The following is a 23,921-nucleotide window of genomic DNA, read 5'->3' on the forward strand; positions in this document are numbered from 1 at the left end:
GACAAAATCCTCTCAGGGTGTCCGCCTCGGAGAGGGGCACCGCGGCGAGGGGTCACCGCGGAGAGGGTCGAACCGCTCCGGAGAGGGTCACACCGCCGCGCCCTCGCCGTGGTCCTCGCCGAGCCCGGACTCCGCACCGTCCTCCGGAGTGGCGTCGCGGGGCGAAGTGGTCGCCAGGCCGAGGGACTTGCGCACCGCGATGGCGTTCTTCTCGCCGAGCTGCTGAAGGGCCGCTACGTAGTGGTCGTTGAAGGTGTCGGCGTCGGTGGCCCCGGCGGCCTTCGCCCATTCCTTGCGGGCCTTGCCGGTCTCGGTGACGAGCGCGTCGACGTGGCCTTGCGCCGCCTTCGGCCAGTCGTGCGCGCGCAGCAGCCGCGCCCGTTCGGCGAGGCCCTTGTCGACGCGGGCGGCCCACTTCTTGTGCCCTTCGAGGTCGTCCTCGACCCGCTCCGCCGCGGGCTCCGAGCTGTACGCCTCGTCGAAGGCGCGGTCCGCCTTCACGTACGCGAGCTGGTCGGCGTCGAGCGTCGTCGCGTCGCGGCGCAGGGACCCCTTCAGCGGATGCTTCGGATCGGCGGCTCCGAAGAGACAGGTGATGTGGCGGTCACCCTGGCGCCAAGTGGTGCGGTCGGGCACGAAGTAGTAGAGCTCGGCGTCGCCGAAGTCGGTCCAGCTGTCCTGGACGTAGGACCATTGGAGGTCGGTGCACTCGGTCGTGGCGCGGTCGACGAGCGCGTCGTCCCCCGGGTAGCTCGTGTCGCTCACGCGGAACGACGCGAAGACCTCACCGTCGTGGCGCCCGGCGCACGGGACCTCGTCGACCTGGAAGGCGTACCGCATCGAGTCGAGCTTCCCGTCGGGCGCGTCGAAGCAGCCGCCCTTGTCGACCGGGAAGGCGCCGGCGCCCTGCCGGGACTCGCGCGCCGCCTCCTTGAAGCCCTCGACGAATTCACGGGCGCCGCCCGTGGCGACGGCGAGGACCAGCAGCAGGATGCCGATCGCGGAGAGGATGCTGCCCGCGATCGCCATGCCCTTGCCGCGTTCGCCCTTCTTCTTGATCTGCGCGAGCGCGACGAGGCCGAGGACCAGGCCGACGGCGGGCACGCAGCAGAGGAGGCCGCAGACCAGGGAGGCGATCGCGAAGCCGTTCACCTGCGGCTTGGCGTACGGGGAGTACGGCCCGGGCCACTGCTGGTACGGGGCGTGCCCGGGCGGCGGCCACGGGGGCCCCTGCTGCCACGGGGCTCCTTGCTGCCCCTGCTGCCACGGCTGTTGCCCCGGCGGGGGCGCGTACGGGCCGGGCGGCGGCGGTATGTCCACGGGTAGCGTGCTCCTGAATTCATGGGCGGGCGGTGCGGAGAGCTTGGCGCATCGTAATCGGGGGCTGGGGAGAAAAGGTAATGCGACGGCAAACCTCGACAACTCGGGCAGTGATACGGGTTGTCAACGACCTGACCTCGCAGTGGGCGGCGACGGCGGCCGCCGACCGCGGCACCGTCTTCTCGGCGCCCGGCGTCTGGCCCCTCCTCGCCTTCCTCGCGGACGGCGCCGACGGCGCGGCCCGCACGGAGCTCGCGGACGCGGTGGGGCTGCCGGCCGACGAAGCGGCGGCGGGCGCACGGGAGTTGCTGGCCGCGATGGACCGCGTACGGGGCCTGGACGCGGCCCTCGGCCTGTGGACCAAGCGCACCCTGACCCTGCGGCGAGCGTGGCGAGTCGGCGTGCCGGTGGACGCGCTGGGCGTGCTGACCGGTGACCCGGAGAAGGACGGGGCGGCGCTCGACGCGTGGGCGGCGGAGCGGACGGGCGGCCAGATCCAGCGGATGCCGGTCCGTCCGGACAAGGACACCGACTTCGCCCTGGCGAGCGCGCTGGCCCTGCGGACCGAGTGGCTACGGCCCTTCAGGGACTGCGAGACGATTCCGGAAACGGGACCGTGGCGGGACCGCCACCTGGCCGCCCTGCGCCGGTCGACGTCACTCCTGGACCGCGTCGGCGTGGCCCACACCCCCGCGGGCGCCGTGACCGAGCTGAAGGTGCTAGGCAACACCGGGATCGACGTCCATCTGCTCCTCGGCGAGGACCACATGGGGCCGGGGCAGGTGCTCGGCGCGGGCGTGGACGTCCTCGCGCGGAGGATCGCGGTGGTGCCGGGGAATCAACTGCCGTACGGAGACGTGGGGCCGGGCCTGGAGGTGACCAGGGTGCGCTCCGAGTCCCCGCGCCCGCCGACGCTGCGCGTCACGACCGTGCCGTTCACGCTGACCGCTGGGCACGACCTGATGCAGCGGCACGAGCTGTTCGGCCTGACCTCGGCGAGGGACGCGACGCGCGGCCAATTCCCGGGGATCGCGGCGGAATCCCTGGCGCTCCGGAACGGCTCGCAGACGGCGACGGCGACGTTCGGCGCGCGGGGCTTCCGGGCCGCGGCCGTCACGGTGTTCGATGCGGCCGGCGCGGGCATCCCCGAGGAGCGCTACGTCACCACCGACGTGGACGCCACCTTCGACCGCCCCTTCGGCTTCCTCGCCGTCCACCGCACCTCGCGCCTCGTCCTCGCGGCAGGCTGGGTCACGGACCCGGAGCCGTACCGCGAGGACGAGGACCACTGATTCACGTACTCGCACACTCAAGTACGCACGTACTCACACACTCACGTACTCACAAGCTCTGCTGCTTCTCCCGGTGTCAGAACTGCAGGCTCCAGGAGTCGATCTTCCCGGTGTCCTGGGCCGCGTTGTCGCTGACCCGCAGCTTCCACGTGCCGTTGGCGGTCTCCGAGGAGGCGTTCACGGTGTACGTGGTGTTGATGTTGTCCGTGCTGCCGCCGGTGCCGTAGCCCTTGAGGGTGTAGGCGGTTCCGTCGGGGGCGATCAGCTGGACCTGGAGGTCACCGATGTACGTGTGCTGGATGGTCACCGGCACGCTCAGGGCGGCGGGCGCGTTGCCCGGGACCTCGGTCACGGTCACCGGGGACTCGGCCGTGGCGTTGTCCCGGATCGGATAGTCCGTGTCGTTCGTGAACTTCTTGCCCGGCGGGTTGGTCGAACCCCCGGTGACGTTCAGGAGCCGGTTGGGCGAGCCCGTGCCCGGGCTGGTGACGACGCCCGTCGAGGACGCGCTGACGAGGGCCGAGGACACCTGCGCCGGGGTCGACGAGGGGTTCTGGCCGAGGTAGATCGCGGCCGCGCCCGCGACGTGCGGGGAGGCCATCGACGTACCGGAGATGGTGTTGGTGGCGCTGTCGCTGGAGTTCCACGTCGAGGTGATCGAGGAGCCCGGGGCGAAGATGTCGAGGATGCTGCCGTAGTTCGAGTAGCTCGCCCTCGCGTCGGTGCTGGTCGTGGCACCGACGGTGATGGCCTCCGCCACGCGCGCGGGCGACTTGGTCGACGCGTCGGTCGACTCGTTGCCCGCCGCCACGGCGTAGGTGATGCCGGACGCGATGGAGTTGCGCACCGCCGTGTCGAGCGCGCTGTCGGCGCCGCCGCCGAGCGACATGTTGGCGACGGCGGGCTTGACCGCGTTCTTGGTGACCCAGTCGATGCCCGCGACGACCTGCGCCGTGGTGCCCGAGCCCTGGTTGTTCAGGACGCGGACGCCGACGATCTTGGCCTTCTTGGCGACGCCGTGCAGGGTGCCGGCGACGGTTCCGGCGACGTGCGTGCCGTGGCCGTGGCCGTCCTGCGCGGTGTTGTCGTTGTCGATGGCGTCGTAGCCGTAGGAGGCGCGGCCGCCGAAGTCGGTGTGGCTGATGCGGACGCCGGTGTCGATGACGTACGCGGTGACACCCTCGCCCGCGGAGTCCGGGTAGGTGTACTTCTGGTCCAGCGGCAGGGTCTTCTGGTCGATGCGGTCCAGGCCCCAGGACGGCGGGTTCGTCTGGGTCGCGGAGGCAGTGAACGTGCGGTTCTGGACGACCGCGTCGACCGCCGGGTCGGCCGCGAACTTCTTCGCCTCGGCCTCCGAGAGCTCGACCGCGTAGCCGTTGAGGGCCTTGTCGTAGGTCCGCTCGATCTTCGCGCCGTACTGCTTGGCGAGGGCCTTGCCCGCGGCGGAGCGGGCCTTCGGAGCGTCCTTGTCGAGGCTCACGATGTAGCTGTTCTTGATCACGCCGGGTGCGCCGGCGTTCTCGATCGTGCCTTCCGCCCGGTCCGGCTGGGCGTTCGCCGGGAGGGCGGAGACGACGCCGAGCGCGAGGGCCGCGACCGCTGTCGCGCTGATCCCGGCCAGTCTTCGGCGGTTATGACGCATCACTGCCATCTGAGGGGTCCTCCTCAATAGGTGGTGCGTTGGTGGGGGATTGGTGCCGTGGTGCCCACACTCGCGGGGACATGCGGCAGGGGCATGTCAATTCGACACGCCTGCTCTTGCCTCCGTCGGGACGAAAGATTGGCGGATCCATAGGAATCCCACAAGAGTCAGGACCGGACGTAACACGGTGGTCGGGTGCTGCGGTGACGCTCCCTCAGCAATAGCCCCGCACCCCTCTCGTCCCAGCTTCAACAACCGCCCCGGCTAGCCTGCCCGCATGACAGACGCGCCGGACGCCTCGACCGCCACGACCGCCCTGCCCGACTTCACCTGCCCGGCCGACGGAACGCGCGTCCCCGCAGGCACGCTCGCCTGGTCGTGCCCCACCTGCCGCGGCCCCCTCGACCTGGACTTCTCCCCCGTGCCCGCGCCCCTCGACGCCCTCGCCGGGCGGGTCAACTCCCTCTGGCGTTACGCGGAATGCCTGCCGCTCCCCGCCCCCGCGATCTCCCTCGGCGAGGGCCGCACGCCCCTCGTGCCGCTCGCGGGGCCGGTTTCGGCCAAGCTGGACTTCCTGATGCCGACGCTGTCCTTCAAGGATCGCGGGGCGGTCCTGCTCGCCGCCCTCGCGCAGCGCCTCGGCCCCGACCGGGTGATCGCCGACAGCAGCGGCAACGCGGGCACGGCCGTCGCCGCGTACTGCGCGCGTGCCGGGCTCGACTGCACCGTGTACGTCCCCGCGGGGACGTCGCCGAAGAAGCTGGAGCAGGTCCGCGCGCACGGGGCGCGCCTCGAAGTCGTCGAGGGCGGCCGCGAGTCGACGGCTCTCGCCGCGCGTGCCGCGGCCGACGAGCCGGGCACGTTCTACGCCTCGCACGTCCATAATCCCTACTTCCTCCACGGCACCAAGACCTACGTCCACGAACTCTGGGAGGACCTCGGCGGCCGCCTCCCCGACGCCCTCGTCCTCCCCGTCGGCAACGGCACGCTGCTGCTCGGCGCGGCCCTCGCGGTCCAGGAGCTGTACGCGGCCGGGCTCCTCGCAGGGCGCCCCGCGCTGTACGCGGTGCAGTCCGCGGCGGTCGCGCCGCTGGCGGCGGCGTGGCGGGCGGGGGCGGAGGACCTGGTCGGTGCGGGTGAGCTGGTCGGCGCGGGTGACCTGGTCGGCTCGGACGACTTGGCCGGCTCGGACGACTTGGTCGGCGAGACCCCGGTGGCGTCGACCCACGCGGAGGGCATCGCGATCCCACGCCCGCTCCGCGCCCGCCAGATCCTGCGCGCGGTACGCGAGTCGGGCGGCGCCTTTCTGACGGTGACGGAGGACCGGCTCGTCGCGGCCCAGCGGGACCTGGCCGCGCGGGGGCTCTACGTCGAGTCGACGGGCGTGGCCTGCTGGGCGGCCGTACGGGACGGGGCGCTCGGGGAGCGGACGACGGTGGTGCCGCTGTGCGGGGCGGGGGTGAAGTCGGGGATGGCTGGAGGTCAGGGGTGACTGGAGGCCACGGGTGACTGGAGGTCATGGACGACTGGAGGTCACAGGTGACTGGAGTGAAGCCAGTGACGGCAGGGTGACATTGTTCCGGCCTCGATCGGCCGGATGCCGCCTGTGCACGGGTGTGAGCATGCCAATAGCGTGTGCGGCCTTCGGTCCTGGGGGGTCCCGTGAACGGTCTCCGTGCGGTGGTTGTCGGCCTTGTGATCGTGTGCGTCGCGTTCGTGTCACCGGCCGCGGCGGTGACACCGGGCTGGTCCGCGCTGCCGGTGCCGCCGGTGACGGCCCCGACGGTGACCGTGAAGGATCTCGCGGCCCGCGGGCCGGACGACGCCTGGGCGAGCGGATACGAGCACGCCACCGACGGACTGCGGCCGATGCTGTACCGCTGGAACGGCACGGCGTGGAGCCGGGACACGACCTTCCCGGGCGCCGGGGATCCGGGCTGGCTCGGCGAGGTCCAGTTCGTCGGCGAAGAGGTGTGGATCTTCCAGAACAACCGCGAGGGCGCGGGCCAGATCCTGCGCCGCTCGGCGGCCGGCTGGAGCGTGGTCCCGCTGCCGCAGACCATGTGGAACTACCAGGACTTCGCCGCGGTGCCGGGCGCCGCGTGGGTGGTCGGCGAGGACAACACCGGGCTGAAGGTGCTGCACTACGACGGCTCCCGCTGGACGACCCAATCCGTCCCGGACGACGTGCACTTCGTGGCGGGGGTCGCCGCGCGGACCGCCTCCGACGCCTGGGCGTGGGCGGACACCAGCACCGGGACCGCCATCCTGCGCTGGGACGGCACGGCGTGGCGGGACGCGGAGGTACCGCTCCCGGCCAACAGCAACGTGCACACGATCCTGCTCGAACGCTCCGACCGGACCACGATCAGCGGCACCCAATACACCGACGGCACCCAGAGCACGTACATCCTGACCTGGAACGGCCGCACCTGGCGCACCAGTAACCCGCCGCTGGGCGACACCCACACCGAGGCGCTGGTGCGCGGTCCGGACGGCGCGCTGTGGCTGCCGGTGCGCAGCGACCGCGCGTTCCAGTCGAAGTACGCACGGCTGAACGGCTCCCGCACCACCTTCTCGTACGGCCCGGAACGCACGAACGCGATCAACGTCAAGCCGACGGCGCTGACGCGGGCCGGTCCCTCGCTGCTGTCCTTCGGAACCGTCGAGATCTACGGCTCGAAACCGAACCTGATGAGCGAGCGACTGCGGGCCATCTCATGAACGAGCGGCTGGGAGGCATCTGATGAGCGAGCGGCTGGGAAGGCCGACCATGGCACGCAGACTGCTCATCGCGGCCCTCGCCGTCGCCATGACGATCGTGACCGTCATGGCCTCGGCCGCGGCGGAACCCGGGTCCTGGCGGCACGTCCCGGTCCCCGCCGAGGTGCGCCCGCAGGCCGGGCTGAACGAGGCGGTGGCGTTCGGCCCCGACCGGGCGTGGGCGGTGGGCACCGATGCCGTCGGCCGCGAGGCGCCGGGCTTCCCGCTGCTGCTGCGCTGGGACGGAACGGCGTGGCAGCACCAGAAGGTGCCGGGCGGCAGCTGGCAAGGAGAATTGCTGTCCGTCGCGTCCGCCTCACCGACCGAGACCTGGGCGGTGGGCCGCGACACGGCAGGCGCCGCACGCCTTCTCCGCTTCGACGGCAAGACCTGGCGCGAGAGCCGGGCACCTCGTGACGTCACGCTGACCAAGGTCGTGGCGGGCGGCGGCGATACCTGGCTGATCGGTTCGCGGCCCGGAGCGCAGGTGCTGCTGCGCAGGGAGGGTTCCGGCTGGCAGGAGATGCCGGTGCCGCCGGGCTCGGTGTACGGCCTGCATGTCAAGGCGGCGGATGACGTCTGGGCCGCGGGCGACACTCACGCGGGCGCGGCCGTGTCGCACTGGGACGGCCAGGCGTGGGAGCAGACGACGGTGTTCGGCTTCCCGCGGTCGGCCGTGGGCAGCGTGTACGCGGTCTCCGACACGGAGGTGTGGGCGGGCGGCACGGCCGGCTTCGTCGGCGGCCCGGTCGGCAAGCCGATCCCACCGCTGCTGGTCCGCTTCGACGGCCAGGCATGGAACCGGGTGACCGTCCCCACCGACTTCGGCTCGGTCGCCTCACTGGTGCCGGCCCCGTCCGGCGCCCTGGCCTGGGTCTCGGTGGCCCGCTCCCAGAAGTACGGCCCCCCGGGAAGCTGGCCCCCCTTCGTCTCGGGCCCGGACTTCCTCGCCTGGGACGGCCAGTCCTTCACCGGCCACGAGGAACCACCGGTCCCCGGAGAGGGCGAATCCCAACGCCTGCACCTGACCCCGGTACCGGGCACGGAAACGGTGTGGTCGGTCGGCAGGGCCAACGGCCCCGGCGGCACGTTCGCGCCTCGCATCCTGCGCTTCGACTGACACACGCGCCTCCACCCTCATAGGGGTGTCACTGCCTCCGGTGACAGGAGTGGGGGGGACCCTGCGCACTGCACTGCTACTCCGCGCGGCGCGGGCCTGACTGTTCGGCGCGGCCAGCGGGGAGATCACTCCACCACAGCTCGAAGAGCCCGCAGTTCAGGCGGGAATTGCCCGCACGGGGGGGGGACGGCTAAAGCCTGCCCCCGCAGATCACACTCGACCGCAGCGGTAATAGAACGCGGAAAACCTCACATTCACCCACTCGCGCCCGAATTTTCTCCGCGGTCCCCCACCAACAGCGACACACTTACACGTGCCGCCAGCCCTTCCTTCATTCTGTACGCCGCCTCGCTCATCCCTAGCACATGTCGAACGGGCAGGGAAAGTCAGGTCCTGACCCCAAAGAGCCGACCTCTTTCTGGCCCGCATACCCGCTGAATCAGCGAAGCGCTGCCACCGCATCGGCGAATCTCCGATATAACTTAACACCCAATCCCCTCGTATCAGCGGTCGCAACTGACTCTAGAGACTTAACAGTTCCCGCTCGCGTAAGACGCCCCATTTTCCACATCGTCCGCGTGAACGATGACATCCGGGATATGCAGAGAATGCATCAGAGCCTGAGTAATTACTTGATAACTACCTCCCATACGTATGGGCGGGCATGGGAAAGATCCCGCCCTCACCATTCGGCAGGCAGTAGTTTTAGCAATCCCCAACGCCTCGGCGGCGGCAGGGAGATCAACAAATTTGGGGTAAAGATCAGAGATGTAGTAATAGCAATTACGACCTGCGACAAAGGTGCGAGCCAGCATCGCATCCGATGCGAGGACGCTTCGGACGCCCGGTCTGCGCCCCGCACGAAGGTCCTCATGGTAGCGCTCAAATGTACTGGCAAGTCCGTGCCTCTGCCATAGCGCACCAGTACGCTCGCCTCGGATCTGCTCCGAGACCGCAGGATCCCTCGGATTGACTCCGTGTATTATTGACGATGCGTTTATGGGTGAATCGAGAACGGATTCCTCGAAAGCTAACAGAGCCTCCACGTCACTGACCGAACTCTCACTCTTGTGGTCATTCGCGCGTTGATAGGCGGCGCGCATGGCCGCTTTCACCATAACCCCCGGAACATCTCCAGGAGGCACACCCCGTGCTGTTTCCTCCCAAGCATTCAGCGCAGCTTCAAACATGTCCGATCGAACATCCTCTAAATCGCGAAAGAAATCTCGCGAGATCGACCATGAGTGTGCGCGAAGAGAGGGGATGAGGCAGTCCAGCACGATCATGCGCCACTTATCATCACCGCGCATATCGGACATGCGCCCCATGGAAACCATGGACTCCCAAAGGCGAGATGACTTCTGCTCCGCACGCGCAGTTACAGCCTGAGAGTAGAATTTCGCATACTTCGGATGCCGGCCGACCTTGCACCCCGATACATCGTCCACGTGGACGCAGAGCGGGTCATCACCACAGGCGCTACGTACATGCACTGCCAACAAGTCGAATACGTCAGGTGTCATCTTTTCCTCCGAAACTTGCTTCCGAGGTCAAAGAGAATATGACGCATCACCTTGCCACCAAGACGAAGACCGAACATGATCGCCAATTTGCCCCATCATTGACAATAAGAGCAATGATTGCAGTCGAGTTGTGGCGGTCTCGTTTCGACTTAGACGCCATTTCGTTTGGGCGTGATCGTGCGGCAGTCTGGCCCGGACAGCTGTGGGAGTTGCCCCGGACGCGTGGTGCCGCCGGTGCCGGAGCGCCCGCAGGGCGGCGGCCAGCGCCGGCACGGGAACCCGGGGGGCGCTGCCACGATCATCTTCGTGGCCACGTCAGCTCGGCGCGCGGGCGGCTGGGCCGGTCCAGGTGAGCGATCGATTCCGTCAGCGACGAGGCCCCGAAACGGGAGGCAACTAACCGGCCCGAATCCGGCCCATCGCGGCAAGAGCGGATCGGCTGTTGCCTGCCTCACAGCTCGTCGGGTGCAGACGGTCCGCTCAGAAGGCGGCCCCTAAAAACAGGCGCCGCCCCGAGCCAAAGGGCTATCACACCTCTACGAGCCGGACCCGCTCGCCGCAGAGCTTGACCATGTCGTCGATGTCGGACGTCAACATGACCACCGGACGCTGTTGACGCAACGCGGCCTCGGCAACCGCCGCATCGATCGCGTACTTATGCCCGTGCAGACCGGCCTCCATCAGCAGCTTCGAGGCCGCTCTCGCCTCCTCATCGCCCACCGGGACCACGCGTAGTCCGGAAAGCACCCAGTTCAAGCGGGACTTGTTCGTGCGGGCGTGGACGGCCTCGATGATGGTGAGCGCGCTGATCACGACCTCCATGCCGCGCGAGCGCGCCTCGGCGATCAGGGCCACCACCTGCTCGTCGTCAGCGAGCAGCTCCGAGAGTCCTGCACTGTCGAGGACCAGCGTTCCTTCGTGACTCAGCTTGCGGCGGGCCACTCGCCCTCCTCGGCGAACACTTCGTCGAAAACCTGCCGCGCCCGCTGACTAGCCTCCTCGGAGACCGGCCCCTTGCGGCTCTCGTAGTCCGCCAGGTACTCGTCGAGGACCTGTCCGCGCAGCTCGCGCTCGACCGCCTCGGCGATGAACGCGGAGAACTCCCGCTTGCCCACCCGCGCCCGGATCGCCTCCGCGGTCCCCTCCGGCAACGACAGGCTTACCCGCGTTGCCGGGCCCTCCCCGATGCCGTACGTCGTCTCAGCCATGGCCTCAAGTGTGTCAAACGAGTAGGAAAAACGCCACGGCGCGAATGTCCGGGGATGACGACAGGTGATGAGGGGGCCATTTACGCCAGCACCACGCCCACACAGGAATACGCAAAGGACCCGGCTCCGAAGAGTCGGGTCCTTTCTGACCTGGATGCTTGCCAGATCAGCGAGGCAGTGAAGGTTCGCCCACTACACGTTGAACCGGAACTCCACCACATCCCCGTCCTGCATCACATACTCCTTGCCCTCCATGCGGGCCTTGCCCTTTGCGCGGGCCTCGGCTACCGAGCCGACCTCCACCAGGTCCTCGAAGGAGATGATCTCCGCCTTGATGAAGCCCTTCTGGAAGTCGGTGTGGATGACACCGGCCGCCTCGGGGGCCGTGGCGCCCTGGGGGATGGTCCAGGCGCGGGATTCCTTGGGGCCTGCCGTCAGGTAGGTCTGGAGGCCGAGGGTGCGGAAGCCGACGTGGGCGAGGGTGGCGAGGCCGGGCTCTTCCTGGCCGACCGACTGGAGGAGTTCGAGGGCCTCCTCGTCGTCGAGCTCGGCGAGGTCCGCCTCCAGCTTGGCGTTGAGGAAGATCGCCTCCGCGGGGGCGACCAGCGCGCGCTGCTCGGCCTTGAAGTCGTCGTCCGTCAGCTCGTCCTCGTCCACGTTGAAGACGTAGAGGAACGGCTTCGTGGTGAGGAGGTGCAGGTCGTGGAGGAGCTCCGCGCGCTCCGAGCCCTGGACGATGCCCTGGGAGAAGAGCGTGTCGCCGCGCTCCAGGATCTCCTTGGCCTCCTCGACCGCCTTCACCTTCGGGGCGATGTCCTTCTTGATCCGCGACTCCTTCTGGAGGCGGGGAAGCACCTTCTCGATCGTCTGGAGGTCGGCGAGGATCAGCTCGGTGTTGATCGTCTCGATGTCGTCCTTGGGCGAGACCTTGCCGTCGACGTGGACGACGTTCTCGTCCTTGAAGGCGCGGATGACCTGGCAGATCGCGTCCGACTCGCGGATGTTCGCGAGGAACTTGTTGCCGAGGCCCTCGCCCTCGCTCGCGCCGCGCACGATGCCCGCGATGTCGACGAAGTCGACCGTCGCCGGGAGGACCTTCTGGGAGCTGAAGATTTCCGCCAGCTTGGTCAGGCGGGGGTCCGGGACGCCCACCACGCCGACGTTCGGCTCGATCGTGGCGAACGGGTAGTTGGCCGCAAGGACGTCGTTCTTGGTCAGGGCGTTGAACAGGGTCGACTTGCCGACATTGGGCAGACCGACGATTCCGATCGTGAGCGACACGTTGCGACTTCCCGTACGTGAGGGATGTGGATGGTGGGCGGCCCGGTGGGCCGGAGCGGCCTTGGGGCGATCCCCCAGTCTACGGCGTGCCGCCGCCGCCCCCGCCTGCCCGTCGCCGCGGCTTCGAACGCATGGCCAAGGTCGGCCCAAAGGCGTGTCCCACGCCTGATTCGACGCCGTACCCCGCCTAGGTTGGTCCAGTGGAGCAACACAGGACGCGTCCCCCTCAGCCCGCACCCAAGACCGCGCGGTCCGCATCCGGGACCGCCTCACCGGCCCGGCCGCAGCGCCGGACCGCACCGCTGCCCCCGCAGGGCGGGCCCGTGCCGGGCGCGGTGTACCGGGCCGCGCCCCGCCCGCGCCGCCCCGTCCCGCCGTTCCTGCGCGCCCTGCGCCGGTCACCGCTGTACCGCTCGCTGCGCCGCATGCCGAATCCTCGTCTCACCGGGCTCGGCAGCGGGCTCTTCTGCACGGCGGTGATGTTCCTGCTGGCCTGTCTGCTCCGCCTGGTCGGGGGCGACTCCGTCGTCGCGTACGGCGTGCTGTTCCTGCCCGTCGCCGCGCTCACGGCGCTCTGGGTGCGCCCGGCCGACCTGGTCACCGCCCCGGTCGGCGTGCCGATCGCCTTCGCGGCCGGCGTGCTGCCCGTCGCCGGGGGCTCGGGCGGGTTCGGCGGCCAGTTCATGGGGCTCGTGACGACGCTGGCCCTGCACGCCGGCTGGCTGTACGGGGGGACGCTCGTCGCGGGGCTCATCGTGACCGTACGGAAGGTCAGGCTGATGGCGCAGCGGCGGCAGGAGCGCCCCGCGGGCCCGGGCCCGGGCCCGGGTCCAGGGTCTGGTTCGGGTCCAGGGTCGGGTTCGAGTACGGCGCCGGGGCCGGCCCGCGGGAAGCGCCTGCCCACCACCTAGGAAGGCCGTAGAGGGGCCATGGGAAGGCCGACGGGGCGGGCTATGCCTCGGCCGCCGCCATCGCCGCCCCGACAATGCCCGCGTTGTTCTGCAGCTGCGCCGGGACGATCTCCGCCGAGATGCCCTCGATGAGCGGCAGGAACTTGTGCGCCTTGCGGCTCACCCCGCCGCCGATGATGAACAGCTCCGGGGAGAACAGCATCTCCACGTGCGCGAGGTACTTCTGTACGCGGTGCGCCCAGTGCTCCCAGCTCAGGTCCTCGTCCTCACGGGCCTTGGAGGATGCCTTCTTCTCCGCGTCGTGGCCGTGCAGCTCGAGGTGGCCGAGCTCCGTGTTCGGGACGAGGCGGCCGCCCGTGAAGAGCGCGCTGCCGATGCCCGTGCCGAGAGTGAGCAGGATGACCGTGCCCTTACGGTCGCGGCCCGCGCCGAAGTGCATCTCGGCGACGCCCGCCGCGTCCGCGTCGTTCAGGACGGTGACGGGGACTCCACCGAGCCGGTCGGAGACCAGCGTGCGGATGTCCTTGCCGATCCAGCTCTTGTCGACGTTGGCCGCGGTGCGCGCCGTGCCGTCCGTGATCACGCCGGGGAAGGTCGCCCCGATGGCCCCCTTCCAGCCGAAGTGCTCCACGACCTCGCACACACCGTCGACCACGGCCTCCGGCGTCGCCGGATGCGGTGTCAGTACCTTGTGCCGCTCTTGTGCCAGCTCTCCACGATCAAGGTCCACGGGAGCGCCCTTGATCCCGGATCCGCCGATGTCCACACCGAAGATCTGCATGGCTCCCACCGTACGGCGCCCGCGCCCGCGGAGCCCGCCTTTCAGCGCTGGGACAGCTCGGCCGCTTCGGCGCGCAGGTCCCTGCGGAGCTCCTTGGGGAGGGAGAAGGTGATGGACTCCTCGGCGGTCTTCACCGTCTCCACGTCTTCGTAACCCCGCTCGGCAAGCCACTCGATGACGCCGTCGACGAGGACGTCCGGCACGGAGGCGCCCGAGGTCAGGCCGACCGTGGTGACGCCCTCCAGCCAGGCCTCGTCGATCTCGTCGGCGTTGTCGACGAGGTGGGACGCGGCGGCGCCGGCGTCCAGGGCGACCTCGACCATGCGGATGGAGTTCGAGGAGTTCTTGGAGCCGACGACGATGACCAGCTCCGCGTCCTCGGCGAGCTTCTTCACCGCGGTCTGGCGGTTCTGCGTGGCGTAGCAGATGTCGTCGCTGGGGGGCGAGAGGAGGTTCGGGTACTTGCTCTTCAGGGCGTCGACGGTCTCCATGGTCTCGTCCACGGAGAGCGTGGTCTGGGAGAGCCAGACGACCTTGTCCGGGTCGCGGACCTCGACGTTCGCGACGTCGTCGGGGCCGTCGACCAGCGTGATGTGGTCGGGCGCCTCACCCGACGTACCGATGACTTCCTCGTGGCCCTCGTGCCCGATGAGGAGGATGTCGTAGTCCTCCTTGGCGAACCTGACCGCTTCCTTGTGGACCTTCGTGACCAGCGGGCACGTCGCGTCGATGGTCGCCAGCTTGCGCTCGGCGGCCTCCGCGTGGACGGTCGGGGCGACGCCGTGCGCCGAGAACATCACGATGGAGCCCTCGGGGACCTCCGCCGTCTGGTCGACGAAGATGGCGCCCTTCTTCTCCAGGGTCTGCACCACGTACTTGTTGTGGACGATCTCGTGGCGGACGTAGATCGGGGCCCCGTACTGCTCCAGGGCCTTCTCGACGGCGATCACGGCACGGTCCACGCCCGCGCAGTAGCCACGGGGAGCGGCGAGCAGGACACGGCGGGAGCCAGGCGTAGCAGTCATGCCCACCATCGTAAGGCCGCGTCCAGCGCGTCAAAGATCGCCCGGTTGGGGAGACTGGGGACCTGCGTTGATCCACGCGGCCTTGATCCACGGAGGCACGGAGGCACGATGTCCGGACAGTCCGCCAGTACGGGAGCCCATGCCGAGCCCCCCGGGGGCGCCGAGCCCGCACAGGGGGACGGGCTGCGGCGCAGTCTCGGCTTCCGGGACCTCGTCGTCTACGGACTGCTCTTCATCGCCCCCATGGCCCCGGTCGGCGTCTTCGGGACGCTCGACGCCAAGTCGCACGGCGCGGTCGCTCTCGTCTATCTGATCGCCACCGTCGCGATGGCGTTCACCGCATTCAGCTACGCCCAGATGGTGCGGGTGGTCCCCCAGGCGGGGTCCGTCTTCGCCTACGCGCGCGCGGGGCTCGGAAAAGGGCCCGGGTTCATCGCCGGGTGGATGGCGATGCTCGACTACCTCCTCATCCCGGCGGTCGCGTACCTCTTCTCCGGCATCGCCATGAACTCACTGGTGCCGTCGGTGTCCCGGTGGGTGTGGACGGCCCTCGCGGTGCTCATCACGACCGCGCTGAACCTGTGGGGCGTGCGGACGGCGGCGCGGGTGGGCTTCGCGGTGCTCGCCATGGAGGTCGTGGTGCTGCTGGTCTTCGTGGTGGCGGCCGTGGTGGTGCTGATCCGGGACGGGGCGCAGCGGGACTGGCTCTCGCCGCTGACCGGGGACGGCTCGCAGGGGGCGTTCGCGCTGTCGGCGGTGGTGGGCGCGGTGTCGATCGCCGTCCTCTCCTATCTGGGCTTCGACGCCATCGCGTCCTTCGCCGAGGAGGTGACGGGCGGTTCGGCGAAGGTCGCGCGGGCGGTGCTGTTCTGTCTGACGCTCGCGGGCGTGCTGTTCGTCGCCCAGACGTATCTGGTGGCGCTCCTGGAGCCGCTGTCGTCGGCCGATCTCGCGGCGGACCCCGGCAAGCAGGGCACGGCCTTCTACGACTCCGTGGACTCGGCCGCCGGGTCGTGGCTGCACGACCTCGTGGCCGTCAGCAAGGCGATCGGCGCGGCGTTCGCGGCGCTGGCGGGGCAGGCGGCGGCGGGACGGCTGCTCTTCGCGATGGCGCGGGCCCGGCGGCTGCCGGGGGTGCTTTCGAAGACGGACTCCGGTACGCCGCGGGTCGCGCTGCTGTGTGCGGCCGTGGTGACGCTGGTGGCCGCGGTGTGGGCGGCCCGCAGGGACGACGGCATGGACCACCTGGTGTCGGTGGTCGACATCGGCGCCCTGACGGCGTTCCTGCTGTTGCACGCGAGCGTGGTGGGCTGGTTCGCGCTGCGCCACCGTGACGCCGGGTTCAGCTGGTGGCGGCATGTGGTCGTCCCCGTGCTCGGGGCGGCGATCGTGGTTGCGGTCATTTGGGAGGCGTCCGGCTCTGCGCAGGTGGTGGGGGCGGTTTGGCTGGTGGTGGGGTTGGTGGTGCTGGTGGTGCAGGGGCGGGGACGGGGAGGGGGACGGGAACGGGCTGGGGTCTGAGGTCGCGTTCCGGGTGCGGGTCTGTTGTGGCTGGTCGCGCAGTTCCCCGCGCCCCTAAGGTCGCCTGTGTTCTGGTCGTGCGGCCTGTGCGGGTCCGATGTGGTTGGTCGCGCAGTTCCCCGCGCCCCTGGGGGGCGACCGGGCCCCGTCCCCGGGTCCGGGAGGGTTGTCGGTGGGGGCCGTTACGCTCGGTGTATGCCTCTGAACACGTCTGCAGACGCGCCCCTCCCCGTGGGGGAGGTGTCCCGGCTCATCGGTGGGTGGATCGACCGGCTCGGCGCCATCTGGGTCGAAGGACAGATCACGCAGCTGTCCCGCAGACCCGGCGCCGGCGTCGTCTTCATGACGCTGCGCGACCCGTCGCACGACATCTCGGTGAGCGTCACCTGTTACCGCCAGGTGTTCGACGCGGTGGCCGACGTCGTCTCCGAGGGCGCCCGCGTCGTCGTCCGCGCCAAGCCGGAGTGGTACGAGCGGCGTGGGCAGCTGTCGCTGCGGGCCGCCGAGATAAAGCCGGTCGGCGTCGGCGAGCTGCTCGCGCGGATCGAGCAGTTGAAGAAGAGCCTCGGCGCGGAGGGCCTCTTCTCGCCCGAGCGCAAGAAGACGCTGCCGTTCCTGCCGCAGCTCATCGGTCTGGTCACCGGCCGTGCCTCCGCCGCCGAGCGCGACGTCCTGGAGAACGCCCGGCACCGCTGGCCCGCCGTCCGCTTCGAGGTGCGCAACGTCCCCGTCCAGGGAGTGCACGCCGTGCCGCAGGTCGTGCAGGCCCTGAAGGACCTGGACGCCCATGCCGGGGTCGACGTGATCATCGTGGCGCGCGGCGGCGGCAGCGTGGAGGACCTGCTGCCGTTCTCCGACGAACAGCTGGTGCGCGCGGTGGCCGCGTGCCGTACGCCGGTCGTCTCCGCCATCGGCCACGAGCCGGACAATCCGCTCCTCGACCACGTGGCGGACCTGCGCGCCTCGACGCCCACCGACGCCGCCAAGAAGGTCGTGCCGGACGTCGGCGAGGAGTACGAGCGCGTGCAGTGGCTCAGGGACCGCGCCCGGCGCAGCATGGACGCCTTCTTGGACCGGGAGACCCGCGGCCTGGCGCACGCGCTGGGCCGCCCCTCCATGGAGCACCCCCACCGCATGGTGGAGGAGCGCGAGGAGCAGGTCGCGGCGCTCGTCGACCGCAGCCGCCGCACGCTCGGGCACCTCCTCGACCGGGCGGCCTCGGAGCTGACGCACACGCACGCGCGCGTGGTGGGCCTCTCCCCCGCCGCGACCCTCCAGAGGGGGTACGCGGTGCTGCAGCAACCGGACGGCGCGGTCGTCCGGGCGCCGGACGAGGTGGGGGCGGGCGACGAGTTGAGGGCGCGCGTGGCCGAGGGCGAATTCACCGTACGAGTCGACAATTAGGGTGGGCGCATGACCAGCAAGACGGACCAGGCTACGGACGCCGCCGGCGCCACGGAAGCCGCCGGCGCCACGGAAGCCGCCGGCGCCACGGACGCGCTCGGCTACGAGCAGGCGCGGGACGAGCTGATCGAGGTCGTACGCCGCCTGGAGACCGGCGGGACGACCCTGGAGGAGTCGCTCGCCCTGTGGGAGCGCGGCGAGGAGCTGGCGAAGATCTGCCGGCGCTGGCTGGACGGCGCCCGCGCCCGGCTCGACGCGGCCCTGGCGGGGCCCGAAACGGACGCCGACCCGGACGAGGACCCGACCGCCGATGAGCGGGCCTGAGGCCAGGACGACGACCGGGCCTGAGGCCGGGATGACGACCTGCCCTGCGGTCTAGCCGACAAGGCCTGCGGCAAAACCGTCCTGACCTGCTGTTTGTGAACCGGATCACCCAACTCCAGTTTTGATTGAAAGTTGAACAGCATCGGCGTACTGTCGTTGTGGCGGGCTCGGGAACGGGCCCGGCAAGACACACCCCCGTACGTCGAAGAAGGTTGATCCATGTCTCTCGTCCTTGACCCCGCCGCCCAGGACCTGCTTTTCCGCGAGGCCCGCACCGCGAACACCTTCACGGACGAGCCGGTCACCGAGGAGCAGGTCCAGGCGATCTACGACCTGGTCAAGTACGGCCCGACCGCCTTCAACCAGTCGCCGCTGCGCGTCACCCTGGTCCGCTCCCCCGAGGCCCGCGAGCGCCTGGTCCAGCACATGGCGGAGGGCAACCGCCCGAAGACGTCGGCCGCGCCGCTCGTCGCGATCCTCTCCGCGGACAACGAGTTCCACGAGGAGCTCCCCGCCCTGTTCCCGCACTTCCCGCAGGCCAAGGACGCCTTCTTCGCGGAGCGCCCGGTCCGCGAGCAGGCCGCGCTGGTCAACGCCACGCTGCAGGCCGCGTACTTCATCGTCGGCGTGCGCGCCGCCGGGCTGGCCGCGGGGCCGATGACCGGCTTCGACTTCGCCGGCGTCCAGAAGGAGTTCCTGGACGACGACCACACCCCGCTGATGGTCGTCAACATCGGCAAGCCGGGTGACGACGCGTGGTTCCCGCGCTCGCCGCGCCTGGCCTACGAGGACGTCGTCACGACGGTCTGACACGACTGACACGACATGCGAAGGGCCCCCGGCAGCGCGCCGGGGGCCCTTCGCATGCCTGCGGTCAGGTCAGTCGTCTCGGGACATCTTCAGCGACTCCGCCATCTTCGTCAGCTGCTTGAAGGGCGCCGTGCCCGTGACCACCGTCGTGGCACCCTTCTCCTCGGTCACCAGGGCGTCGTACTTCGAGCCCTCGTACCGCTGCCAGGTGCGGCCGCCGATCTCCTCGGTGGCGTCGGTCTTCGCGGCGTTCTGCGTGACCCTCTTGATGAACGCGGACGGCTTCTCCGTCGACTGCTCGACCGCCACGTACTCCTCGTCGGGGTCGAGGAAGCCCAGGTGCCACGCGTCGTGGTCCTCGCCGTTGAACCGCACGGACGTCGGCTTCCACGCCTTGGCCAGGCCCTCGGGCGCCGCCACCGGGTACTCCGCGGCCCGTCGGGCCGTCAGGAGCTCCACGCGGTAGTCGACCCGCTTCACGGAGCTCTTGGACTCGTTGTGCGGGATGAAGATGTAGATCACGCCCGCGGCGAGCGCGATCACCACCAACGACCACAGCATGTTCTTGACGGTCTGAGTGCCTTGTCTTCCTGCCACGCCCCCATGTTCTCAGGCGCCGGCCGTGCCCCTGCCGCCGGTCTCCGCCTTCCCGCCCGGTCCGCTCATGCGTGGGCCCCTCTGCTCATTTTGTCGGCCTACGGATAGAGTCGTTCACAATCCCTCATCCGGCCGTCGTCGTATCAGCAGAAAGGTGCGCTCCGATGACCGAGCATCATCTCCCGTCCGAGCTCGAGGTCTCCCCCGAGGCTCCCGACCGCAATCTCGCCCTGGAGCTCGTCCGGGTCACCGAGGCGGCCGCCATGGCCGCGGGCCGCTGGGTCGGCCGCGGCGACAAGAACGGCGCGGACGGCGCCGCGGTCCGGGCCATGCGGACCCTGGTCCACACCGTCTCGATGAACGGCGTCGTCGTCATCGGCGAGGGCGAGAAGGACGAAGCCCCGATGCTCTTCAACGGAGAGCGCATCGGCGACGGCACCGGCGCCGAGGTCGACATCGCCGTCGACCCCATCGACGGCACCACCCTGACCGCCAAGGGCATGCCCAACGCCATCGCCGTGCTGGCCGCCGCCGACCGCGGCGCCATGTTCGACCCCTCCGCCGTGTTCTACATGGACAAGCTGGTCACCGGCCCCGAGGCCGCCGACTACGTCGACATCAACGCACCCGCCTCGGTCAACATCCGCCGCGTCGCCAAGGCCAAGAACTCCTCACCCGAGGACGTCACGGTCATGATCCTGGACCGCCCCCGCCACGAGGGCATCGTCAAGGAGATCCGCGAGACCGGCGCCCGCATCAAGTTCATCTCCGACGGCGACGTCGCCGGATCGGTCATGGCCGTGCGCGAGGGCACCGGCGTCGACCTGCTCATGGGCATCGGCGGCACCCCCGAAGGCATCATCTCCGCCTGCGCCATCAAGTGCCTGGGCGGCGTCATCCAGGGCAAGCTGTGGCCCAAGGACGACGCGGAACGTCAGCGTGCCCTGGACGCGGGCCACGACCTGGACCGCACCCTGTCCACCGACGACCTGGTCAAGGGCGACAACGTCTTCTTCGTCGCCACCGGCATCACCGACGGCGAACTGCTCCAGGGCGTCCGCTACCGCGCCGCCACCGCCTCCACCTCGTCACTGGTCATGCGCTCCAAGTCGGGCACCATCCGCAAGATCGACTCCGACCACCGCCTCTCCAAGCTGCGCGCCTACAGCGCCATCGACTTCGACCGGGCGAAGTAACCCGAGCCCTGCACCGAGCAGCTGCACCGAAGGGGGCGTCCCGTGCGGGGGACGCCCCCTTCGACGTACATCCAAGGGCCGCTATCCCGCCGCGGCGATGCCCGTCGCGTGTGCCGCCTTCTGGAGCTCCAGGTCGCGCCTGCGCCGGCGGGCCAGGACGACACGGCGCTCGGCGGCGGTGAGGCCGCCCCACACGCCGTACGGCTCGGGCTGCAGGAGGGCGTGCTCGCGGCACTCGACCATCACGGGACAGCGGGCGCAGACGCGCTTGGCCGCTTCCTCCCGGGAGAGCCGCGCCGCGGTCGGCTCCTTGGACGGGGCGAAGAACAGTCCCGCCTCGTCACGACGGCACACGGCTTCGGTGTGCCAGGGAGCGTCATCGTCCCGATCTCGCACGGGCACCCTTCCCCGAGCACTCGACCCCGCTCGTGCAGGGGATACCCCATCGCCCGGAACGGCGGCGACCTGCAGAGACTGACGCGACGGTTGCAGCACGGGTCTACTCCTGACGACGGCTTCGCGAGCGAGAGACGATGCAGCAAGCTCTACCCGCTGTGTGCGCGCCTATGCACTGAGTTCCGATGTCCGGAGGGCCGGCCTCCCGTGCAGGGCCCGTGCGCCGCCCGTGCCGACGTCGGTGCCGGCTCAGTGTCCGAGGTGCTTGCGCATCCGCCGGTGCAGGTCGCGGACGAGCTTGCCGCGCTTGGGCCGCGCCTCGATGCTGCCGAGGACCGCGAAGCCGTCCACGTAGACGACGGGGGCGTCCTGGTCCGGGGAGTCGAGCGTGTCCACCTCGAAGCTGCCGAGGACGCCGGTGCCACGGCCGCGCAGCGACACGTTCTCCGGGACGCGGATCTCGACCGAGCCGAAGATGGCGACGGCCTTGATGACCACCTGGCGCTGCTCGAAGAGCGCCTCGCTCAGGTCGATCTCGACGCTGCCGAAGATCGCGTACGCGTGGGTGCGGCGGGCCACCCGCCAGCGGCCCCTGCGCGCGGAGCCGCTGAGCACCGCGACGAGGTTCTCGTCCGCGACCGGCGGTACGCCGCCGGGGGACGGCCTGGCCGGCGCGGGCTCCGGCGCCCGACCCCGGAGGGCCGCCTGGTCGTGCGCCGCGGGCAGGTCGCTGATGAGCGGCTCCAGCTCGGCCGTGGTCTTGGCGCGGTAGACCCCGTCGATCCGCTCGGAGTGCTCCTCGGCGGTCAGGCGGCCCTCGGCCAGGGCGTCGCGGAGGATGTCCGCCGTGCGGTCCCGGTCGGCGTCGGATGCGCGGAGCACTGGAGGCTGCTTCTGGAGGTCCACACGAGCAGCGTACCCAAACGCGATAGATCGCGACTAGCCCTGTATCGCGACTATCGCTTCACGATGTGCGATGCGCGGGGCGGGGCGGGGCAGTGTGCGCCTGCGCCGCTACTGAGCCTTACCTCACAGGAACGGTCCGCCACACGCGTTCTACGCTGGTTGGCGCGTCGCCAATGGAGGCCGCGCCGCTGTCTGCCGAGTGAGGAATGGCCGAAATGCCAGAGTTTCAGTACTCCGATCTGCTTCCCCTGGGAGAGGACACCACCCCGTACCGGCTGGTGACCTCCGAGGGTGTCTCCACCTTCGAGGCCGACGGGCGGACGTTCCTCAAGGTCGACCCGGAGGCGCTGCGCAAGCTCGCCGCCGAGGCGATCCACGACATCCAGCACTACCTGCGGCCCGCGCACCTGGCCCAGCTGCGGCGCATCGTCGACGACCCCGAGGCGTCGTCCAACGACAAGTTCGTGGCGCTCGACCTGCTGAAGAACGCAAACATCGCGGCCGCCGGCGTGCTCCCCATGTGCCAGGACACCGGCACCGCCATCGTCATGGGCAAGCGCGGCCAGAACGTCCTCACCGAAGGTGAGGACGAGAAGGCGCTCTCCAAGGGCATCTACGACGCGTACACGAAGCTGAACCTGCGCTACTCGCAGATGGCTCCCCTCACCATGTGGGAGGAGAAGAACACCGGCTCCAACCTCCCGGCGCAGATCGAGCTCTACGCGACGGACGGCGGCGCCTACAAGTTCCTCTTCATGGCCAAGGGCGGCGGCTCCGCCAACAAGTCGTTCCTCTACCAGGAGACGAAGGCCGTCCTGAACGAGGCCTCCATGATGAAGTTCCTGGAGGAGAAGATCCGTTCCCTCGGTACGGCGGCGTGCCCGCCCTACCACCTGGCGATCGTCGTCGGCGGCACCAGCGCCGAGTTCGCCCTGAAGACCGCGAAGTACGCCTCCGCGCACTACCTGGACGAGCTGCCCGCCGAGGGTTCGCCGACCGGGCACGGGTTCCGGGACAAGGAGCTGGAGGAGAAGGTCTTCGAGCTGACGCAGAAGATCGGCATCGGCGCGCAGTTCGGCGGCAAGTACTTCTGTCACGACGTACGCGTGGTGCGCCTGCCGCGCCACGGCGCCTCGCTGCCCGTCGCGATCGCCGTCTCCTGCTCGGCCGACCGCCAGGCCACCGCGAAGATCACCGCCGAGGGCGTCTTCCTGGAGCAGCTGGAGACGGACCCGGCGCGCTTCCTGCCGGAGACCACGGACGAGCACCTCGACGAGTCGGCGGACGTCGTCAAGATCGACCTCAACCAGCCCATGGACGCCATCCTCGCCGAGCTCACCAAGCACCCGGTGAAGACCCGCCTCTCGCTCACGGGCCCCCTCGTCGTGGCCCGCGACATCGCGCACGCCAAGATCAAGGAGCGGCTCGACGCGGGCGAGGAGATGCCGCAGTACCTGAAGGACCACCCGGTGTACTACGCCGGTCCCGCGAAGACCCCCGAGGGTTACGCGTCGGGCTCCTTCGGCCCGACCACCGCCGGCCGCATGGACTCCTACGTGGAGCAGTTCCAGGCGGCGGGCGGCTCCAAGGTGATGCTCGCCAAGGGCAACCGCTCCCAGCAGGTCACCGACGCCTGTGACGCGCACGGCGGCTTCTACCTCGGCTCCATCGGCGGCCCGGCCGCGCGCCTCGCGCAGGACTGCATCAAGAAGGTCGAGGTCGTCGAGTACGAGGAGCTCGGCATGGAGGCGGTCTGGAAGATCGAGGTCGAGGACTTCCCGGCCTTCATCGTCGTCGACGACAAGGGCAACGACTTCTTCCAGAACCCGGCCCCCGAGCCGACGTTCACGCACATCCCGGTGCGGGGCCCCGGCCTGGCGTAGTACGGGGCGCCCCGTCAG

General features: G+C 69.9%; 22 protein-coding genes. 11 read left to right on the top strand and 11 right to left on the bottom strand.

The window, feature by feature from the left end; all coding sequences use genetic code 11:
- Nucleotides 1-87 precede the first annotated feature (87 nt).
- Nucleotides 88-1,320, bottom strand: coding sequence for a DUF4190 domain-containing protein (locus ACZ7LU_RS14145; protein ID WP_471916804.1), 1,233 nt, complete (start codon nt 1,318-1,320; stop codon nt 88-90).
- Nucleotides 1,321-1,400: 80 nt separating this feature from the next.
- On the opposite strand from ACZ7LU_RS14145, the gene ACZ7LU_RS14150 reads away from it, so the two are divergent.
- Complete coding sequence (locus tag ACZ7LU_RS14150; RefSeq protein ID WP_471916805.1) at nt 1,401-2,612, top strand: serpin family protein; 1,212 nt, start codon at nt 1,401-1,403, stop codon at nt 2,610-2,612.
- Nucleotides 2,613-2,688: 76 nt separating this feature from the next.
- Here ACZ7LU_RS14150 and ACZ7LU_RS14155 read toward each other — a convergent pair whose 3' ends face one another.
- Complete coding sequence (locus tag ACZ7LU_RS14155) at nt 2,689-4,263, bottom strand: S8 family peptidase (RefSeq protein ID WP_468311430.1); 1,575 nt, start codon at nt 4,261-4,263, stop codon at nt 2,689-2,691.
- A gap of 268 nt (nt 4,264-4,531) precedes the next feature.
- On the opposite strand from ACZ7LU_RS14155, the gene ACZ7LU_RS14160 reads away from it, so the two are divergent.
- The 3 genes from ACZ7LU_RS14160 (at nt 4,532) to ACZ7LU_RS14170 (ending at nt 8,137) form a co-directional block, all read left to right on the top strand.
- Nucleotides 4,532-5,746: a threonine synthase gene (locus tag ACZ7LU_RS14160; protein ID WP_471916806.1), complete on the top strand. Its 1,215-nt coding sequence runs from the start codon at nt 4,532-4,534 to the stop codon at nt 5,744-5,746.
- A gap of 170 nt (nt 5,747-5,916) precedes the next feature.
- Nucleotides 5,917-6,978 (top strand): hypothetical protein, encoded by a 1,062-nt coding sequence (locus ACZ7LU_RS14165; protein ID WP_471916807.1) that lies wholly within the window; start codon nt 5,917-5,919, stop codon nt 6,976-6,978.
- A 49-nt stretch (nt 6,979-7,027) separates the two neighbouring features.
- Nucleotides 7,028-8,137 carry a beta propeller repeat protein gene (locus tag ACZ7LU_RS14170; RefSeq protein WP_471916808.1) on the top strand — a complete coding sequence of 370 codons (1,110 nt, stop codon included), beginning with the start codon at nt 7,028-7,030 and terminating at the stop codon, nt 8,135-8,137.
- A gap of 530 nt (nt 8,138-8,667) precedes the next feature.
- On the opposite strand, the gene ACZ7LU_RS14175 is transcribed toward ACZ7LU_RS14170, so the two are convergent.
- The 4 genes from ACZ7LU_RS14175 to ychF form a co-directional block, all read right to left on the bottom strand.
- Complete coding sequence (locus ACZ7LU_RS14175) at nt 8,668-9,456, bottom strand: helix-turn-helix transcriptional regulator (protein WP_471916809.1); 789 nt, start codon at nt 9,454-9,456, stop codon at nt 8,668-8,670.
- Between the two features lie 732 nt (nt 9,457-10,188).
- On the bottom strand, nt 10,189-10,602 hold the full coding sequence (locus ACZ7LU_RS14180) for a DNA-binding protein (RefSeq protein WP_471916810.1): 414 nt from the start codon (nt 10,600-10,602) through the stop codon (nt 10,189-10,191).
- Complete coding sequence (locus ACZ7LU_RS14185; RefSeq protein ID WP_471114286.1) at nt 10,584-10,868, bottom strand: hypothetical protein; 285 nt, start codon at nt 10,866-10,868, stop codon at nt 10,584-10,586. The genes ACZ7LU_RS14180 and ACZ7LU_RS14185 overlap by 19 nt, the downstream gene beginning before the upstream one ends.
- A 192-nt stretch (nt 10,869-11,060) precedes the next feature.
- Entirely contained in the window at nt 11,061-12,149 is a 1,089-nt protein-coding gene (gene ychF / locus ACZ7LU_RS14190; protein ID WP_468311439.1) for a redox-regulated ATPase YchF, read from the bottom strand.
- 200 nt (nt 12,150-12,349) lie between these two features.
- On the opposite strand from ychF, the gene ACZ7LU_RS14195 reads away from it, so the two are divergent.
- Complete coding sequence (locus ACZ7LU_RS14195; RefSeq protein WP_471916811.1) at nt 12,350-13,060, top strand: DUF6542 domain-containing protein; 711 nt, start codon at nt 12,350-12,352, stop codon at nt 13,058-13,060.
- A 40-nt stretch (nt 13,061-13,100) separates the two neighbouring features.
- Here the strand turns inward: ACZ7LU_RS14195 and ppgK are convergent, their stop codons facing one another.
- Both ppgK and ACZ7LU_RS14205 read right to left on the bottom strand, forming a co-directional pair.
- Nucleotides 13,101-13,841 (bottom strand): polyphosphate--glucose phosphotransferase, encoded by a 741-nt coding sequence (gene ppgK / locus ACZ7LU_RS14200; RefSeq protein ID WP_471916812.1) that lies wholly within the window; start codon nt 13,839-13,841, stop codon nt 13,101-13,103.
- A gap of 41 nt (nt 13,842-13,882) precedes the next feature.
- Nucleotides 13,883-14,866, bottom strand: a complete 984-nt coding sequence (locus ACZ7LU_RS14205) for a 4-hydroxy-3-methylbut-2-enyl diphosphate reductase (RefSeq protein WP_398300757.1) — start codon at nt 14,864-14,866, stop codon at nt 13,883-13,885.
- Between the two features lie 108 nt (nt 14,867-14,974).
- Between ACZ7LU_RS14205 and ACZ7LU_RS14210 the strand changes: the two genes are divergently transcribed.
- From ACZ7LU_RS14210 to ACZ7LU_RS14225, 4 genes are all read left to right on the top strand, one after another.
- Nucleotides 14,975-16,387, top strand: coding sequence for an APC family permease (locus tag ACZ7LU_RS14210; protein ID WP_471916813.1), 1,413 nt, complete (start codon nt 14,975-14,977; stop codon nt 16,385-16,387).
- A gap of 195 nt (nt 16,388-16,582) precedes the next feature.
- Complete coding sequence (gene xseA, locus ACZ7LU_RS14215) at nt 16,583-17,791, top strand: exodeoxyribonuclease VII large subunit (RefSeq protein WP_471916814.1); 1,209 nt, start codon at nt 16,583-16,585, stop codon at nt 17,789-17,791.
- A 9-nt stretch (nt 17,792-17,800) separates the two neighbouring features.
- A complete protein-coding gene (locus ACZ7LU_RS14220; RefSeq protein WP_471916815.1) occupies nt 17,801-18,115 on the top strand; it encodes an exodeoxyribonuclease VII small subunit in 315 nt (104 codons plus the stop codon).
- 219 nt (nt 18,116-18,334) lie between these two features.
- Nucleotides 18,335-18,925, top strand: a complete 591-nt coding sequence (locus ACZ7LU_RS14225; protein ID WP_468311450.1) for a malonic semialdehyde reductase — start codon at nt 18,335-18,337, stop codon at nt 18,923-18,925.
- Between the two features lie 69 nt (nt 18,926-18,994).
- On the opposite strand, the gene ACZ7LU_RS14230 is transcribed toward ACZ7LU_RS14225, so the two are convergent.
- The gene (locus ACZ7LU_RS14230; RefSeq protein ID WP_468311452.1) at nt 18,995-19,522 is read right to left on the bottom strand and encodes a DUF4245 domain-containing protein; all 528 of its coding nucleotides are present in this window, start codon (nt 19,520-19,522) and stop codon (nt 18,995-18,997) included.
- Between the two features lie 164 nt (nt 19,523-19,686).
- Between ACZ7LU_RS14230 and glpX the strand changes: the two genes are divergently transcribed.
- A complete protein-coding gene (glpX, locus tag ACZ7LU_RS14235; RefSeq protein WP_127909988.1) occupies nt 19,687-20,718 on the top strand; it encodes a class II fructose-bisphosphatase in 1,032 nt (343 codons plus the stop codon).
- A gap of 81 nt (nt 20,719-20,799) precedes the next feature.
- On the opposite strand, the gene ACZ7LU_RS14240 is transcribed toward glpX, so the two are convergent.
- Both ACZ7LU_RS14240 and ACZ7LU_RS14245 read right to left on the bottom strand, forming a co-directional pair.
- Entirely contained in the window at nt 20,800-21,213 is a 414-nt protein-coding gene (locus ACZ7LU_RS14240) for a WhiB family transcriptional regulator (protein ID WP_398300745.1), read from the bottom strand.
- Between the two features lie 150 nt (nt 21,214-21,363).
- Complete coding sequence (locus ACZ7LU_RS14245; RefSeq protein ID WP_471916816.1) at nt 21,364-22,020, bottom strand: DUF1707 SHOCT-like domain-containing protein; 657 nt, start codon at nt 22,018-22,020, stop codon at nt 21,364-21,366.
- Between the two features lie 215 nt (nt 22,021-22,235).
- Here ACZ7LU_RS14245 and ACZ7LU_RS14250 point away from each other — a divergent pair, with 215 nt between their 5' ends.
- Nucleotides 22,236-23,903 carry a fumarate hydratase gene (locus tag ACZ7LU_RS14250; protein WP_398300741.1) on the top strand — a complete coding sequence of 556 codons (1,668 nt, stop codon included), beginning with the start codon at nt 22,236-22,238 and terminating at the stop codon, nt 23,901-23,903.
- The last annotated feature ends 18 nt before the right edge of the window (nt 23,904-23,921 follow it).

The sequence above is a fragment of the Streptomyces sp. NPDC039462 genome (assembly GCF_055639375.1).